Genomic DNA, 15,014 nt, shown 5'->3' with positions numbered 1-15,014 from the left:
TATGAGTAAAATGTGCGCCAGTTTAAGAAAGGATAACGACGTATGCGCATTCATATTTTGGGGATTTGCGGCACTTTTATGGGCGGGCTGGCCATGCTGGCGCGCTCGCTGGGTCATCAGGTTACGGGTTCGGATACCAATATTTATCCGCCGATGAGCACCTTGCTGGAAAAGGAAGGTATTGATCTCATTCAGGGCTATGACGCAAGTCAGCTCGATCCCGCGCCGGATTTGGTGATTGTTGGCAACGTGATGAAGCGCGGAAACCCGTGTGTGGAAGCGGTGCTGGAAAAAAACATTCCCTATATGTCCGGCCCGCAGTGGCTGCACGATTTTGTCCTGCGTGACCGCTGGGTTGTGGCGATTGCCGGAACGCACGGTAAAACGACCACCGCGGGCATGGCGACCTGGATCCTCGAAGCCTGTGGTTACAAACCCGGCTTTGTGATTGGCGGCGTACCGGGTAACTTCGACGTCTCCGCGCGTTTGGGCGACAGCCCGTTCTTCGTGATCGAAGCTGACGAGTATGACTGCGCCTTCTTCGACAAGCGTTCCAAATTTGTTCATTATTGCCCGCGTACGCTGGTGCTCAATAACCTTGAGTTTGACCATGCGGATATCTTCGACGACCTGAAAGCGATCCAGAAGCAGTTCCACCACCTGGTGCGTATTGTGCCGGGGCAGGGGAAAATTATCTGGCCGGAAAATGACATCAATCTGAAACAGACGATGGCAATGGGCTGCTGGAGCGAACAGGAACTGGTGGGCGAGCAGGGCCACTGGCAGGCGAAAAAACTGAACACCGATGCATCCAGTTGGGAAGTGTGGCTGGATAATGCATGCGTTGGCCAGGTGAACTGGGGGCTGGTTGGCGAGCACAACATGCACAATGGCCTGATGGCGATCGCAGCGGCGCGCCATGTCGGCGTCGCCCCGGCGGATGCGGCCAATGCGCTGGGTTCCTTTATTAACGCCCGTCGCCGCCTCGAACTGCGTGGCGAAGCTAACGGCGTAACGGTGTATGACGACTTTGCTCACCACCCGACGGCCATTCTCGCGACGCTGGCGGCATTGCGCAGTAAAGTCGGCGGCACCGCGAAGATCATTGCCGTGCTGGAACCGCGTTCGAACACCATGAAAATGGGGATCTGCAAAGACGACCTGGCACCCTCTTTAGGCCGCGCAGATGAAGTTTACCTGCTGCAACCGCAGCATATTCCATGGCAGGTTGCAGAAGTGGCCGATGCGTGCGTACAGCCTGCGCACTGGAGCGCGGATGTCGACGCGCTGGCAGACATGATTGTCAAAAGCGCACAGCCGGGCGATCATATTTTGGTCATGAGTAACGGCGGATTCGGCGGCATTCACCAGAAACTGCTGGATGGGCTGGCGAAAAAAGCGGAAATCGCAGCCGAAAACGCCTGACCCCGTCAGTGCAAAGAAAAACCGCGCCCGGTATCCCGGCGCGGTTTTTTTATGGCTGCGGTTTACTCTTTTGCCATAGGCGTTTCAATGGCTTGTGGGGCTTTGCTGCCCTGAATCTCTTTCACGCGTTTTTCCACATCCGCCACCTGGCTGCTGTTATGCAGTAAGGTATAGGTCAGATCAAAGCGTGTGCTCTGACCCGGTTGTAACTGTTTCACACGTTTTTGCTGGCGTTCAATGGTGACCGGGTAGGCGTAGCTGGTGCCGGGTTCGATGCCAGTGACGTAGCCCTGTTTTTCCGTATCGGTGTTTTTCCACATCGTCAGCACCGGCAGTTGTTCGGTGTTGTAACTGATGGAGACGCCTTTATCGCCCGCTTTATTCAGCAGGGCGGCGACAGTTTGTTTATTGGCGTCGGCCAGCGGTTTGATGTTAAACACCATTTCGTCGAAGCCCTTGGTTGGCCCGGCGTAGGTTTGCCACTCTTTCAGGCCCCCTTTAGCATAATCGTTGAACGGGCTGACATTTTCGTACGGCGTGATAAAGCGAGCGCCTTGCTCAAGGATCGGTTTGCCGAAGTTACTGTGATAGATGATCTGGTAGTCGTGGGGGTAATCCGCGTGGTTGGTCAGCACATCATGCAGGCTGAAGCTGTTGCTGCCCGGAATATAGCGCAGTTCCATTTCGGTTTGCAGATCGGCTTTTTTGAAGGTGCTCTCTTTCACCAGCCCACGAATGCGGATCTCATACGGTGCGGTATCGCTGACGTCCACCGATACCTGTGATGCTGGTGTATTGCCCACTTTGCCATGCAGTGTGTAAATCTGTCCGTCTGCGGTGACCGGGTGGCCGGTCCATTCGTAACCGCAGCGCACCACCATCTCGTTGAAACCTTCCAGCCAGCCAAGGCCGTTACGGCTTTCGAGGTTGATAAACGCCGGGTTCACCACCTCTTTAACCGGAGAATTCCACCCCATATGCACCCCGAAGCCGTCGGCATACAGCAGGTTCATGCCGCGAGTGGGGCTCAGGGCAATGGTGAGCCCGTTTTTGCTGGTGATCTTGATAACTTTACTGCCTTCCTGTTTGCCGCCGTGCAGTACGATTTGCTCAATGCTGAACTGCTGTCCTTTGACGTTCAGCTGATCGCTGCTGATCCGCCAGTTTCCTTGTTCAATGCCGCCTTCAGCACTTGTCAGCACCCAGGTTTTCGCCATCACAGGGCCAGAAATAAGCAGCGCCAGCGCGGAAAGCATTACGGTTTTTTTCATCATTTATTCCTTTTATGCTGAATCGATTATGTGTACCACGGCTGAAATCTACGTTTTGCGCTGATAAGAAAATGTGATCCGTTTCATCTGATGAAAATGAGCAGCAACAAGAGGTTAAATAGTAGGAATTGATCGCATTTATTTATGAAATGCAAAATATTGATAGGAAAAATTTGTGAGATGCGTTGATTTTAGCTTTAACGATTCAGCTAAATACTCAGTGCCGAAATAGTAGCAGTGCGCGGCGGTAAACCCATGGGATAAATAACGGGATACATAAAAGAAACCCTCCCGGTAGGGAGGGCTACATGTGCGGTTATCAGGCTTCGTTATTCTCAGCCAGTTCGCGCAGATACTGGAAGATCAACCGCGCGGACTTGGGCGGTTTGTTGCCTTCTTTCTCTTTTTGGGCGTTACGGATAAGTGAACGCAATTGCTGACGGTCGGCCTCCGGCCACAGATTCAGTACATCGGGTACAGCATCGTCACCTTCTTCAATCAGACGATCGCGCAAATGCTCCAGCTTGTGGAAGAACGCGACCTGCTGATTGTGACGGTTTTTCAGCTTATCCAGCGCCTGGCGGATAGGATCCACATCGCGTTGACGAAGCATTTTGCCAATCAACTGCAACTGACGGCGACGACCCTCTTTCTTAATGCGCTGCGCCAGTTCAATGGCATCGCGCAGATCCGGGTCGAGCGGGAGTTTATCCAGCGCGTTTTTACCCAGTTCTACCATTTCTGCACCAAGCTGCTTTAACTCTTCAGCATCGCGCTTAATTTCACTCTTACTGACCCAGATGATCTCATCATCTTCGTCTTCAATATCATCACCGGGCACGTCGTCGAGCCAGTCGTCGGGCTGCTTTGTCATCTCAGGCTCCTTAAAAAAAGAGGCTAATGTTACCAGTTAAGGCGCGCACTGAAAAACGGTTCTCTGTTAGACTTCAAAGATTCTCTCCCTTAATTATGGCATTGGCGATGAAAGTGATCACACAAGTTGCACAACAACGCAAAGTACTGGAAGACGCAGTTACCACGGCGCTGGAGCTGGCCTCCGGGAAGGCGGATGGTGCGGAAGTGGCTGTCAGTAAAACCACCGGCATCGGTGTCAGCACACGCTACGGCGAAGTGGAGAATGTTGAATTTAACAGTGATGGTGCACTGGGCATTACCGTCTATCACCAGAACCGCAAAGGCAGCGCGTCGTCTACCGATCTCAGCCCGGATGCCATTGCCCGTACGGTGCAGGCGGCGCTCGATATCGCCCGTTACACTTCGCCGGATCCTTACGCGGGCGTTGCAGATAAAGAGCTGCTGGCCTTCGATGCTCCGGATCTCGATCTGTTCCACCCGGCGGAAGTGACGCCGGATGAAGCCATCGAATGGGCTGCGCGTGCGGAACAAGCTGCGCTGAAAGCAGACAAACGTATCAACAATACCGAAGGTGGGAGCTTTAACAGCCACTATGGCATCAAAGTGTTCGGCAACAGCCACGGTATGCTGCAAAGTTACTGTTCCACCCGCCACTCCCTGTCGAGCTGCGTGATTGCTGAAGAAAATGGCGATATGGAGCGCGATTACGCCTACACCATCGGGCGTGATATCCGCGATCTGCACACGCCGGAATGGGTGGGTGAAGAGTGTGCGCGCCGTACTCTGTCTCGCCTGTCTCCGCGTAAGCTGTCGACCATGAAAGCACCGGTGATTTTTGCCAGCGAAGTCGCGACCGGGCTGTTTGGCCACCTGGTGGGCGCGATCGCTGGCGGCGCGGTGTACCGTAAATCCACCTTCCTGCTGGATTACCTGGGCAAACAGATCCTGCCAGAGTGGCTGACGATTGAAGAGCATCCGCACCTGCTGAAAGGCCTGGCTTCCACGCCGTTCGACAGCGAAGGGGTGCGCACCGAGCGTCGCGATATTATTAAAGACGGCGTGCTGACCCAGTGGCTGTTGACCAACTACTCTGCGCGCAAGCTGGGGCTGAAGAGTACCGGGCATGCGGGCGGCATTCATAACTGGCGGATCGCTGGGCGCGGTCTCAGTTTTGAGCAGATGCTGAAAGAGATGGGCACCGGTCTGGTGGTAACAGAATTGATGGGACAGGGCGTTAGTGGCATCACGGGCGATTACTCGCGCGGCGCTGCCGGTTTCTGGGTGGAAAACGGGGAAATCCAGTATCCGGTGAGCGAAATCACCATTGCCGGTAACCTGAAAGAGATGTGGCGCGATATTGTTACTGTCGGTGACGATATTGAACAACGCAGTAATATTCAGTGTGGTTCAGTGTTACTCCCGGAGATGAAAATCGCCGGACAATAACTCCGTGGCGCTAAGAGCTGCGCCTTCAGCGTGATAATAAAAAAGGAAGTGAGCAATGCGTAAAAACCTGTTAGCAATCCTGGCTGTGTCGTCGTTGTTTATGGGTTCGGCGGTGTTTGCCGCCGATCTTGAGGATGATATGGGCACCCTGAGCGATAACCTCAAAGTGGTGCAGAAAACCAATGATGCCACCGAGCTGAAAGGCGCATTAACCAATATGCGCACCGCCGCGCTGGATGCGCAAAAAGCTACCCCGCCGAAGCTGGAAGGGAAAGCGCCGGATAGCGCCGAGATGAAAGATTATCGTCACGGCTTTGATGTGCTGGTTGGGCAGATTGACGATGCGCTGAAACTGGCTAATGAAGGTAAAGTGAAAGAGGCGAAGGCGGCTGCTGAAGGTCTGGCTAACACCCGCAACACCTATCACAAGAAGTTCCGCTAAGCATACCCGGCGGGGCTGCGGCCCCGCTTTACCAATAAGTAAACCTTATTCATCTCACACTTTTCCCCTTCGGTTCGCCGTTTTTTTATTCTCATTTCCACACCGATTTCCGCAACTTTTCTGCATTCCTGTGACCGTTGCCCAGTCAAAAATCTTCAGTGACCCGATTTCTGTGGCGCAGATCACTAAGACCTTCCGCCTTTCCACTTCGAAGTGGAAAACTCCTCGCTACAAACTCTTAACCTGCAACGTTAGCTTTATTCCGAAGCCATGAGTGGGGTAAGACGAGTGAATAACGGAGCGGTAATGAACGACGCGGAGCAGGCAGCGCAAACGGCAACCCTCGCACAGCGCATGCTGACGAAGGTGTTTACCTTGTTAAGCGATCAAGGCATCACGCCGAATGCAGTACAGCAGCAGATGCTGACCTCGCATGTCCGGGCAATGGCGCACCGTTCCGTGACGGGCGAACCGCTGCCGGAAGTGGACGCCAGCCTGTTTGATGAAATTTCAGCCGGGTCGATGGACCTTGCCCGCGAGGTGGTGGCGGCATTCGGCAATTTACCGGAAGAAGAAGCCTGGCTGCTGTCGGTGCACTTCGAAGTGGCGAAAGACAACCTGTAAGGAGCGAAAGATGGAACAAATTACCGTAGTGATTGGCGATCGTCTGGGTAAAGGCCAGAAAGTGGCCGCAGGCGTCGAAAAAGCAGGCGGCCGCGCGGTGGTTGTACCGGGCGTGGCGGCGGATATGAAACTTGGCGACGTGATGAAAGCGGAAAACGCCACCTTCGGCATTTCATTTTGCGGCAGCGGTGGCGCAGGCGCCATCACCGCGCAAAACAAACATGGTTACAAAGCGAAATACGGCATGCGCTCCGTGGAAGAGGGCGTCACCGCCATCAACGAAGGCTGCAACGTGCTGGGATTCGGTTTTATGGACAAAGAAGAATTGGGCGAGCGCCTGGTGCAGGCGTGGCTGAAAAAATACGGCGCATAACCATGAAAGAACAGTTCACCACCACGGTCAGGGTTAACGGCAAGGGCGATGCGAAAAATCGCGCCTTCGCCGATGCGCTGAGCCACGTTCAGGCCGCGGTGATGAAAGCGTCGCCGCATATTTTACTGCGTATCGAGCCACAGGATGTGCAGGTTGTTCATGCGCAGGAAACGACGCGGAAAGAGGCCTTTTTGTTCCTCTTCCTGCGTCGGGAAAGACGCACCTACAGCGTGGAGCTGGATGTGACCGTCAACGTGACCGCCATCAATCTCGATAAAGTGGATTTCGTCACGAAATAACTCAATGCATACCCGTGAGTCCGTTCCATCGGGTAGAAGAGGGCAGACTGATGTTCTTAATCATACTAATAAAATCACTCATCATCGGCGGCCTGGTTGGCGTCGGCGTGGGTGCCGGGGCTGCACGCATGTTCCACGCGCCGACCACTCAGGGTATGGGCGCATTTCGTACTTTGGGGGAACTGAACTCTTGCGAAGGGGATCCGGCATCGCACTTCTCCTTTGGCTTAGGGTTCTTCTTTAACGCCTGGGCGTCATCCGTAGCTGCGGGTTCCTTTACCCAGGACGTTGACCACCGCATTATCCCCAACTGGGGCGCGGCGGCGCTGATGGTGAAAAACCGTAACGTCGGCGAAACCCTGCACGATCCGAAAAAGATGGCCATCGCCTGTGGGCTGATCGGCATGGTGGTGGTCACCTTCCTCAACCTGACGGCCTCTTCCGTACCGGCGGCGCTGCAAGTCACGGCGGTGAAAGTGTTGGTACCGGCAGCAAACTTACTGGTGAATACCGTGATGCCGGTGATCTTCTGGCTGGCGGCCATCGACGCCGGTAAAAAATCCGGTTTCTGGGCCACCGTTTTTGGCGGCGCGGCGCAGTTAATCATGGGTAACGCCGTTCCGGGGTTGGTGCTGGGTATTCTGATCGGTAAAGGCGTGGAAGAGAGTGGCTGGAACCGCGTTACCAAAGTAATGATGACCGCGATTGTCGCCCTGTTTGTCCTGAGCGGTTTCTTCCGCGGCTTCGATCTGAAAATGATTGAGTCCTTCCACCTGAGCGCGCCGAACTGGCTTGAGCTCATCCACAACTCGCTCAGCGGCAAATAAGGAAAGACGATGGAACAGAATAAAGGCTTTTGGTACGCCGACTGGTCATTCCCGATTTTCGTCGGCCTGCTCTCTTCCGGCGTCTTTGCCGGGACACATATGTACTACCTGTACGGCATCGGCGCGTTCAACGAAGTGGCGTTTGTCTCGATGCTGCGCTCCGGTATGGACACTGGCGTATACGGAGCGGTGGCGGCGTTTGGTGCCAGCTTCCTGTTTGCCCGCATTATTGAAGGTTCGCTGGTGGGGATTCTGGATATCGGCGGCGCGATCCAAACCGGTGTCGGGCTTGGCGTTCCGGCACTGCTGCTCGGCGCGGGCTTTGTCTTCCCGGTGGCGAACTTTGTTGCCTCGCTGGCAACCGGTCTGGTGATTGGGGTGTTGATTGGTTACCTGATTATCCTGGCGCGTAAGTTCACCATTAACCAGAGCGACTCCACTTACGGCGCAGACGTGATGATGGGGGCGGGTAATGCGTCGGGTCGCTTCCTTGGCCCGTTGATTATTCTCAGCGCCATGACGGCCTCGATTCCTATTGGCATCGGTTCACTGGTGGGCGCACTGCTGTTTTACCTCTGGCAAAAGCCGATCACCGGGGGCGCGATCCTGGGTGCGATGTTGCTGGGTGCCATCTTCCCGGTGGCCCTCTGATACCCGCGGGCGCTACGGCGCCCGTTACTTCTGGAGATACGCATGTTTGATTTACTCCTGCGCCGGGCACGTCTGGTTGACGATACGGTGACGGATATCGCCATCAGTGCGGGTAAAATCGCCGCGTTGGGTGATATCAGCGGCCCGGCGGTGAAATCTGTTGATTTACACGGTGAACATTATGTCAGCGCCGGGTGGATCGACTCCCACGTCCATTGCTACCCAAACTCGCCGATCTATCACGATCAGCCCGACAGTGTCGGGATCGCAACCGGGGTCACCACGGTGATCGATGCAGGCAGCACCGGTGCGGACGATATTGACGACTTTTATACCCTCACCCGCCAGGCAACCACGGAAGTCTATGCGCTGTTGAATATCTCCCGCGTGGGACTGATTGCACAAAATGAGCTGGCGAACCTGAATAATATCGATGCCAGCGCCGTACGTGATGCGGTGCAACGCCACCCGGATTTTATCGTTGGCCTGAAAGCGCGGATGAGCAGCAGCGTGGTGGGTGACAACGGCATTACACCGCTTGAACGCGCGAAAGCGATACAAAAAGAGAACGGTGATTTACCGCTGATGGTGCATATCGGTAACAACCCGCCGAACCTCGACGAGATTGCCGATCTGCTCACCTCCGGCGACATCATCACCCACTGCTATAACGGTAAACCGAACCGCATTCTGACCCCCGGCGGGGAGTTGCGCGCGTCCGTTGCCCGCGCGCTTCGCCGCGGTGTGCGGCTGGATGTCGGACACGGCAGCGCCAGTTTTAGCTTTACGGTGGCAAAACGTGCGATAGCGTTGGGCATTTTGCCGCAGACCATCAGTTCCGACATCTACTGCCGCAACCGCATTGACGGCCCGGTGCGCTCACTGGCGAACGTGATGTCCAAATTTCTCGCCATTGGCCTGTCGCTGCCGCAGGTGATTGCCTGTGTGACCGACCACGCCGCCGAGGGCCTGCGCCTGAAACAGAAAGGGCGACTGGCGGTCGGTTATGACGCCGATCTGACCATTTTCGACCTGAAGCGCCAGCCAGTGCTGTTTACCGATGCGGAACACGAAAGCTTACAGGCTGAACAGTTAATCACGCCGTTGGCCGCCATTCGTGCAGGCCATGGCTATATGACCGAACAGGGGAGTGCGGAACATGCCTTCGATTTATGATAAGTACCAATTAAAACAGGTGATTAATGCCTCCGGGCGCATGACGGCGCTCGGCGTCTCCACCCCGCGCCCGGAAGTGGTTGAGGCGGTCCTTAGCGGCATGAATCACTACTTCGAAATGAAAGATCTGGTGAACAAGACCGGGGAGTACATCGCGAATCTGCTGGAGGTTGAGGGCGCGACGGTGGTCTCTTGTGCTTCTGCCGGTATTGCACAGTCGGTGGCCGCTGTACTGGTGAAAGAGAGTGACTGGTTGCTGGAAAACCTGCACAGCACGGTGATTGAGAACAACGAAATCGTGCTGCCGCGCGGCCATAACGTCAACTTTGGCGCACCGGTCGGCACAATGGTGGCGTTGGGCGGCGGTAAGGTTGTGGAAGCCGGCTACGCCAACGAATGTTCCGCCGATCAACTGGCGGCGGCGATCTCCCCGCGCACGGCGGCGATCCTCTATATCAAGTCCCACCACTGCGTACAGAAAAGCATGCTCAGCGTTGAGCAGGCTGTCGTGGTGGCGCGTAAACACGATCTGCCGCTGATTGTCGATGCAGCGGCGGAAGAGGATTTGCAGTGCTACTACCGCGCTGGCGCCGATCTGGTTATCTACAGCGGCGCGAAGGCGATCGAGGGGCCAACCAGCGGGCTGGTGATCGGCAAAACGCAGTACGTCGAGTGGGTCAAACGCCAGACGGCGGGCATTGGTCGGGCGATGAAAGTGGGCAAAGAGGGCATTCTCGGACTGACCTGCGCCATTGAACACTACCTTAGCGCCCGGAAAGAGAGCGGTGCGGAAATGGTCGCCAAAATGACGCCGTTTATCGACCAGCTTAATACGCTGCCGGGCGTCAGCGCGCGCGTCGTGTGGGACAGCGCCGGGCGAGATATTGCCCGTAGCGAAATCAAGTTCGACGAAGCGATAACGGGTATCGCCACAGGTGATTTAGTCAGCGCCCTGAAACAGGGGGAATACGCCATTTACTTCCGTGGCTATAAAGCCAATGAAGGCATTATCGAGGCCGATGTCCGTAGCGTAACTGCCGACCAACTGGCGGTTGTGTATCGCCGCATCGCCGAAGAACTGAACAAGGAGCAACGCCCATGAAACTGACCCCCAATTTTTACCGTGACCGTGTGTGCCTGAATGTGCTGGCAGGCAGTAAAGATAACGCCAGCGCCATTTACGAGGCTGCAGAAGGCCATGTGCTGGTGGGCGTCCTGTCGAAAAACTACCCGGACGTTGCCACGGCGGTCGCCGATATGCGCGACTATGCAGCGCGTATTGATAACGCGCTCTCTGTCGGCCTGGGTGCGGGTGATCCGAACCAGTCCGCCATGGTCAGCGCCATCGCCCGTGAGGTGCAACCGCAGCATGTGAATCAGGTCTTTACCGGCGTGGCAACCAGCCGGGCGCTGCTGGGGCAGAGTGAGACGGTGGTAAACGGCCTGGTCTCGCCAACGGGAACGCCAGGGCTGGTGAAAATCTCCACCGGGCCGCTAAGCAGCCAGGCTGCGGACGGCGTTGTACCGATTGAGACGGCAATTGCACTGTTAAAAGATATGGGCGGCAGCTCGGTTAAATACTTCCCAATGGGCGGTTTGACGTGCCGTGACGAGTATCTGGCGGTGGCTGAAGCTTGTGCGCGTTACGATTTCTGGCTGGAGCCGACTGGCGGTATCGATTTGGACAATTTTGGTGAGATCCTGCAAATCGCACTGGAGGCGGGAGTGCGTAAAATTATCCCGCATGTTTACAGCTCAATCATCGATAAGGCGAGCGGCGACACGCGTCCGGCGGACGTTTGTCAACTGATGGCGATAACCCAAAAACTGGTGCAGTAAACGCACTCCCTCTCCCTGTTGTGAGGGAGCAACTCAACCGTTGTGTCAGGAGCCATTATGACGACTGTTCGTTATCTACTTGCCGCTTCACTCTCTCTGCTGGCGACCCACGTCATGGCACAAACCGAATACGCCTGGGTGGGAACGTACAACCCGAATGGTGAAGGGTTGTACCGTTTCACCGTCGATCCGCAATCGGGAGTGCTTGGCAATAAAACGCTGGTCAGCACATTGCCGAACGCGGCGCAACTGACCGTGGCGCGCGATGGCAAGACGCTCTATCTCGCCAGCGAAGTGGAGCAGAGCGCGGTTCAGGCGCTGCGTATTGGCAACAATGGCGAGCTGAGCGTGCTCAATCAAGTGGCGTCTGGCGGGGCCGGGCCGGTCTATCTGTCACTAACGCCGGATGGCCGTTTCTTGCTGGTGGCGAATTACGTCAGCGGTTCGATTGCCGTGTTGCCGGTTAACGATGATGGCAGCCTCGGGGAAGCGGTGGACAAGCGGCAGGATCAGGGGGAACCTGGCACGGCAAAACCGCAAGCGGCGGTGGAAGGTAGTTTTGCGATAAGCGATCACAATGGTCCCCATGCGCATATGATTGCCGCCGATCCGAGCGGGAAATTTGTCTTTTCCACCGATCTGGGGCTGGATCGCATTTACCAGTATAAGTTTGATGGCAAAACAGGCGCGTTAACACCTAATGATCCACCTTTTATCAGTGCCTCTTCCAAAGGAGCCGGTCCACGTCACTTTGTTTTCACGCTGCAAGGCGACGGCCTGTGGCTGATTAATGAAGAGTCGTCGACGCTGACGCACTACGCGCTGAATAAAACCACCGGCACATTACAGCAGGGGGAAACCATTTCTGCGCTGCCGAAAGACTACAAAGGCACCAGTTTTGCCGCGGGTCTGGTGTTAAGCGCCGATGGCAAACAGTTGTATGTTGCCAACCGGTTGCATAACAGCATTGGGCACTTTACGGTGAAAGCCGATGGTTCGCTCACGCATCAGGACGATGTGTGGACACGCGGTGATTATCCGCGCACGCTGACGTTGGCGGCGAATGGGCGCTGGCTCTATGTGCTGAATCAGCGCAGCGATAACATCACCCGCTTTCGCGTGGAACCCAACGGAAAACTGCAATTTGAGCCGGATTACACCCCGGTGGGCAGTCCATCTCAGATGGTCATTTCATCTCACCCTTAAAGCCTGGAGAGCGATGTGCGATTCCCGAACCAACGTTTAGCGCAACTGTTTACTATGCTGCAAAACGAAACGCTACCGCAGGATGAGCTGGCACAGCGCTTGTCTGTGTCGACGCGTACTGTTCGGGCCGATATCACTGCTCTCAACGCGTTGCTGTTGCAGCACGGTGCGCAATTTGTGCTGACGCGCGGCAGCGGTTATCAACTAAAAATCGATGACGCTGCCCGCTATCAGAGCTTGCAGGCCACCCGCCCGCGTGCGTTGCGTATTCCGCGCAGTGCTCCGGAGCGGGTGCACTATCTGGTGGTGCGTTTTCTCACCTCCGCGTTTTCCCTCAAACTGGAAGATCTGGCGGACGAATGGTTTGTCAGCCGCGCCACGCTGCAAAACGACATGACGGAAGTGCGCGAGTGGTTTTCCCGCTATCGCCTGACGCTGGAAACCCGCCCGCGTCATGGTATGAAACTGTTTGGCAGTGAAATGGCACTGCGCGCCTGCCTGACGGATTTACTGTGGGAGCTGGCGCAACAGAATGCACAGAACCCGCTGATCACCGAAGATGCGCTCAATCCAGGCGTGCCGGAAGCACTGGCGTCTGTTCTGCACGATTGTTTTAGTCGTTATCACATTCGCCTGACTGACGAAGGCGATCTGTTTATCCGCTTGTATTGCGCGGTTGCAGTACGCCGTATCAGCGAGGGCTATCCGCTGTCGGAATTTACCGCCGATGATGGGGATGAGAACGTGCGCGACGCCGCACGGGATATCTCAGCCGCATTGCAACAACTGGCGGGGAAACCGCTGGCGGCGGCGGAAGAGCACTGGCTGCGAGTGCATATCGCCGGGCGTCGCGTGCAGGAACTGGTACCCAGCGCCATCAGCGCCGATGATGATGAAACACTGGTGAATTACATTCTTGGCTATATCAATAGCCACTATAACTACAACCTGCAAAACGACACACAACTGCATGCGGACCTGCTGACGCATATCAAAACCATGATCACCCGCGTGCGCTACCAAATCATGATCCCCAACCCGCTGTTGGATAACATCAAGCAGCACTACCCCATGGCCTGGGACATGACGCTGGCGGCGGTCTCCAGTTGGGGGAAATACACACCGTATGTGATCAGCGAAAACGAGATCGGTTTTCTGGTGCTGCACATTGGCGTGGGGCTGGAGCGTCACTACAACATTGGTTACCAGCGGCAACCGCAGGTGTTGCTGGTGTGTGATGCCGGAAATGCAATGGCGCGCATGATTGAAGCCGTGCTGGGGCGGAAATACCCGCAAATTGTGGTTACCCGCACCGTGACGCTGCGTGATTACGAGCAGTGCGCCACTATTGCCGAAGATTTTGTGATTTCCACTGCGCGGGTCAGTGAAAAAGATAAACCGGTGGTCACTATTGCGCCGTTCCCCAGTGAGTATCAACTGGAGCAGATCGGCAAACTGGTGCTGGTGGACAGAACGCGCCCGTGGATGCTGGAAAAGTATTTTGATGCGCTCCATTTCCGCATTATCGACGGTGAGATGGATCAGCAAACGCTGTTTACCACCCTCTGTGACCAATTGCGTGATGAAGGTTTTGTCGACGCAGAATTTCTCGACTCGGTCATTGAACGTGAAGCGATTGTCAGCACCCTGCTGGGGGAAGGCATTGCTTTACCGCACGCCCTTGGGTTGCTGGCGAAAAAAACCGTGGTCTATACCGTGCTGGCCCCGCAGGGGATCCGCTGGGGAGACGACACCGCGCACGTCATTTTTTTACTGGCGATCAGCAAAAGCGAGTACGAAGAGGCGATGGCGATCTACGATATTTTCGTCACTTTCTTGCGCGAACGCGCCACCGCCAGGCTTTGTGCCTGTGCAGACTTTGCCACGTTCAAACGCGTAGCAATGGAATCGCTCAGCCGTTTTTAGAACCTGTTGGGGATGAACGATACCGCAACACGCTTATACCGTGGCGGGGGGGTTATTTAAAGGTGTATACGCAGCTGGCGTGACGGTTTGGTTTTTGCTGTAGCGGTGGGCAAACGAGAAAACGCGGCCGCTTACCGGAATGCCAGCAAGCGGCTGCCGCGCTGTTTAGCGCAAGTGATGGACGACCTGGTTGCTGCTGCCTCGCCAGATCAGCATCGGGTCTTTCAAATCCTGGACAAATTTTCCGTCCACCAACACGTTGATCTGTGCGACTACTTCACGCTGTGCGGCGTCGAGTTCGTCCATCTTGTAGCCCGTCCAGACCCAGATATCCTTACCGGGGCATTCGGCGCGAATGCGGGTGACCAGTTTTAAAATATCCGGCACGTTTTGCGGGTGCAGTGGATCGCCGCCGGAGAGTGAAATCCCCTGCCGTTTAATGCGGGTGTCGTTGAGATCCGCGATTATGCGCTCTTCCATTTCGGCCGTGAACGGCACGCCGGAGTTCAGCCGCCAGGTGCTTTTGTTGTAACAGCCGGGGCATTCATGCACGCAGCCGGCGACGAACAGTGTGCAGCGGGTGCCGGGACCGTTGACAATGTCGACTGGGTAATATTGGTGATAATTCATTTT

At 55.7% G+C, this 15,014-nt stretch carries 16 protein-coding genes; 13 read left to right on the top strand and 3 right to left on the bottom strand.

Features of this window, described 5'->3' with window-relative positions:
• Window positions 1–42: 42 nt before the first annotated feature.
• Window positions 43–1,425, top strand: coding sequence for a UDP-N-acetylmuramate:L-alanyl-gamma-D-glutamyl-meso-diaminopimelate ligase (mpl, locus tag O9K67_RS22045; protein ID WP_061498312.1), 1,383 nt, complete (start codon window positions 43–45; stop codon window positions 1,423–1,425).
• Between the two features lie 62 nt (window positions 1,426–1,487).
• On the opposite strand, the gene O9K67_RS22040 is transcribed toward mpl, so the two are convergent.
• On the bottom strand, window positions 1,488–2,696 hold the full coding sequence (locus O9K67_RS22040; RefSeq protein WP_061498310.1) for an aldose 1-epimerase family protein: 1,209 nt from the start codon (window positions 2,694–2,696) through the stop codon (window positions 1,488–1,490).
• 319 nt (window positions 2,697–3,015) lie between these two features.
• Window positions 3,016–3,570, bottom strand: a complete 555-nt coding sequence (yjgA, locus tag O9K67_RS22035; RefSeq protein WP_061498306.1) for a ribosome biogenesis factor YjgA — start codon at window positions 3,568–3,570, stop codon at window positions 3,016–3,018.
• 95 nt (window positions 3,571–3,665) lie between these two features.
• On the opposite strand from yjgA, the gene pmbA reads away from it, so the two are divergent.
• The 12 genes from pmbA to O9K67_RS21975 all read left to right on the top strand — a co-directional run bounded on the left by pmbA (window position 3,666) and on the right by O9K67_RS21975 (window position 14,381).
• Entirely contained in the window at window positions 3,666–5,018 is a 1,353-nt protein-coding gene (pmbA, locus tag O9K67_RS22030; protein ID WP_061498303.1) for a metalloprotease PmbA, read from the top strand.
• A gap of 55 nt (window positions 5,019–5,073) precedes the next feature.
• Window positions 5,074–5,460, top strand: coding sequence for a cytochrome b562 (gene cybC, locus O9K67_RS22025; protein ID WP_061498298.1), 387 nt, complete (start codon window positions 5,074–5,076; stop codon window positions 5,458–5,460).
• 288 nt (window positions 5,461–5,748) lie between these two features.
• Window positions 5,749–6,084, top strand: coding sequence for a glycine dehydrogenase (locus tag O9K67_RS22020; protein ID WP_071890630.1), 336 nt, complete (start codon window positions 5,749–5,751; stop codon window positions 6,082–6,084).
• A gap of 10 nt (window positions 6,085–6,094) precedes the next feature.
• Window positions 6,095–6,457, top strand: a complete 363-nt coding sequence (locus O9K67_RS22015) for an SFCGS family glycine-rich protein (RefSeq protein WP_061498291.1) — start codon at window positions 6,095–6,097, stop codon at window positions 6,455–6,457.
• A 2-nt stretch (window positions 6,458–6,459) separates the two neighbouring features.
• On the top strand, window positions 6,460–6,756 hold the full coding sequence (locus tag O9K67_RS22010) for a DUF4312 family protein (protein WP_061498287.1): 297 nt from the start codon (window positions 6,460–6,462) through the stop codon (window positions 6,754–6,756).
• A 50-nt stretch (window positions 6,757–6,806) separates the two neighbouring features.
• On the top strand, window positions 6,807–7,583 hold the full coding sequence (locus O9K67_RS22005) for a DUF4311 domain-containing protein (RefSeq protein ID WP_061498284.1): 777 nt from the start codon (window positions 6,807–6,809) through the stop codon (window positions 7,581–7,583).
• Between the two features lie 9 nt (window positions 7,584–7,592).
• A complete protein-coding gene (locus O9K67_RS22000) occupies window positions 7,593–8,234 on the top strand; it encodes a DUF4310 family protein (protein WP_061498282.1) in 642 nt (213 codons plus the stop codon).
• Between the two features lie 42 nt (window positions 8,235–8,276).
• Complete coding sequence (locus tag O9K67_RS21995; protein ID WP_061498279.1) at window positions 8,277–9,410, top strand: amidohydrolase/deacetylase family metallohydrolase; 1,134 nt, start codon at window positions 8,277–8,279, stop codon at window positions 9,408–9,410.
• The gene (locus O9K67_RS21990) at window positions 9,394–10,512 is read left to right on the top strand and encodes a DgaE family pyridoxal phosphate-dependent ammonia lyase (RefSeq protein WP_061498266.1); all 1,119 of its coding nucleotides are present in this window, start codon (window positions 9,394–9,396) and stop codon (window positions 10,510–10,512) included. Before O9K67_RS21995 ends, O9K67_RS21990 begins: the two co-directional genes overlap by 17 nt.
• Window positions 10,509–11,249 carry a 2-dehydro-3-deoxy-phosphogluconate aldolase gene (dagF, locus tag O9K67_RS21985; RefSeq protein WP_061498263.1) on the top strand — a complete coding sequence of 247 codons (741 nt, stop codon included), beginning with the start codon at window positions 10,509–10,511 and terminating at the stop codon, window positions 11,247–11,249. The genes O9K67_RS21990 and dagF overlap by 4 nt, the downstream gene beginning before the upstream one ends.
• A gap of 57 nt (window positions 11,250–11,306) precedes the next feature.
• Window positions 11,307–12,455, top strand: a complete 1,149-nt coding sequence (locus O9K67_RS21980; RefSeq protein WP_061498260.1) for a lactonase family protein — start codon at window positions 11,307–11,309, stop codon at window positions 12,453–12,455.
• Between the two features lie 15 nt (window positions 12,456–12,470).
• A complete protein-coding gene (locus O9K67_RS21975; protein ID WP_061498257.1) occupies window positions 12,471–14,381 on the top strand; it encodes a BglG family transcription antiterminator in 1,911 nt (636 codons plus the stop codon).
• A gap of 165 nt (window positions 14,382–14,546) precedes the next feature.
• Here the strand turns inward: O9K67_RS21975 and nrdG are convergent, their stop codons facing one another.
• Window positions 14,547–15,011 (bottom strand): anaerobic ribonucleoside-triphosphate reductase-activating protein, encoded by a 465-nt coding sequence (nrdG, locus tag O9K67_RS21970; protein WP_061498254.1) that lies wholly within the window; start codon window positions 15,009–15,011, stop codon window positions 14,547–14,549.
• Between the last annotated feature and the right edge of the window lie 3 nt (window positions 15,012–15,014).

The sequence above is a fragment of the Kosakonia oryzendophytica genome (genome assembly GCF_027886705.1).
In the GTDB taxonomy this organism is placed as follows: Bacteria; Pseudomonadota; Gammaproteobacteria; order Enterobacterales; family Enterobacteriaceae; genus Kosakonia; species Kosakonia oryzendophytica.
This window is presented reverse-complemented; position numbering and strand designations above follow the sequence as displayed.

Bases quoted from the DNA above. Each gene is read 5' to 3' on its own strand.
- yjgA (WP_061498306.1), bottom strand. From the start codon at position 3,570: ATGACAAAGCAGCCCGACGACTGGCTCGACGACGTGCCCGGTGATGAT.
- dagF (WP_061498263.1), top strand. From the start codon at position 10,509: ATGAAACTGACCCCCAATTTTTACCGTGACCGTGTGTGCCTGAATGTG.
- O9K67_RS21995 (WP_061498279.1), top strand. From the start codon at position 8,277: ATGTTTGATTTACTCCTGCGCCGGGCACGTCTGGTTGACGATACGGTG.
- O9K67_RS22010 (WP_061498287.1), top strand. From the start codon at position 6,460: ATGAAAGAACAGTTCACCACCACGGTCAGGGTTAACGGCAAGGGCGAT.
- O9K67_RS21990 (WP_061498266.1), top strand. From the start codon at position 9,394: ATGCCTTCGATTTATGATAAGTACCAATTAAAACAGGTGATTAATGCC.
- O9K67_RS22000 (WP_061498282.1), top strand. From the start codon at position 7,593: ATGGAACAGAATAAAGGCTTTTGGTACGCCGACTGGTCATTCCCGATT.
- pmbA (WP_061498303.1), top strand. From the start codon at position 3,666: ATGGCATTGGCGATGAAAGTGATCACACAAGTTGCACAACAACGCAAA.
- cybC (WP_061498298.1), top strand. From the start codon at position 5,074: ATGCGTAAAAACCTGTTAGCAATCCTGGCTGTGTCGTCGTTGTTTATG.
- O9K67_RS22005 (WP_061498284.1), top strand. From the start codon at position 6,807: ATGTTCTTAATCATACTAATAAAATCACTCATCATCGGCGGCCTGGTT.
- mpl (WP_061498312.1), top strand. From the start codon at position 43: ATGCGCATTCATATTTTGGGGATTTGCGGCACTTTTATGGGCGGGCTG.
- O9K67_RS21980 (WP_061498260.1), top strand. From the start codon at position 11,307: ATGACGACTGTTCGTTATCTACTTGCCGCTTCACTCTCTCTGCTGGCG.
- nrdG (WP_061498254.1), bottom strand. From the start codon at position 15,011: ATGAATTATCACCAATATTACCCAGTCGACATTGTCAACGGTCCCGGC.
- O9K67_RS22015 (WP_061498291.1), top strand. From the start codon at position 6,095: ATGGAACAAATTACCGTAGTGATTGGCGATCGTCTGGGTAAAGGCCAG.
- O9K67_RS22040 (WP_061498310.1), bottom strand. From the start codon at position 2,696: ATGAAAAAAACCGTAATGCTTTCCGCGCTGGCGCTGCTTATTTCTGGC.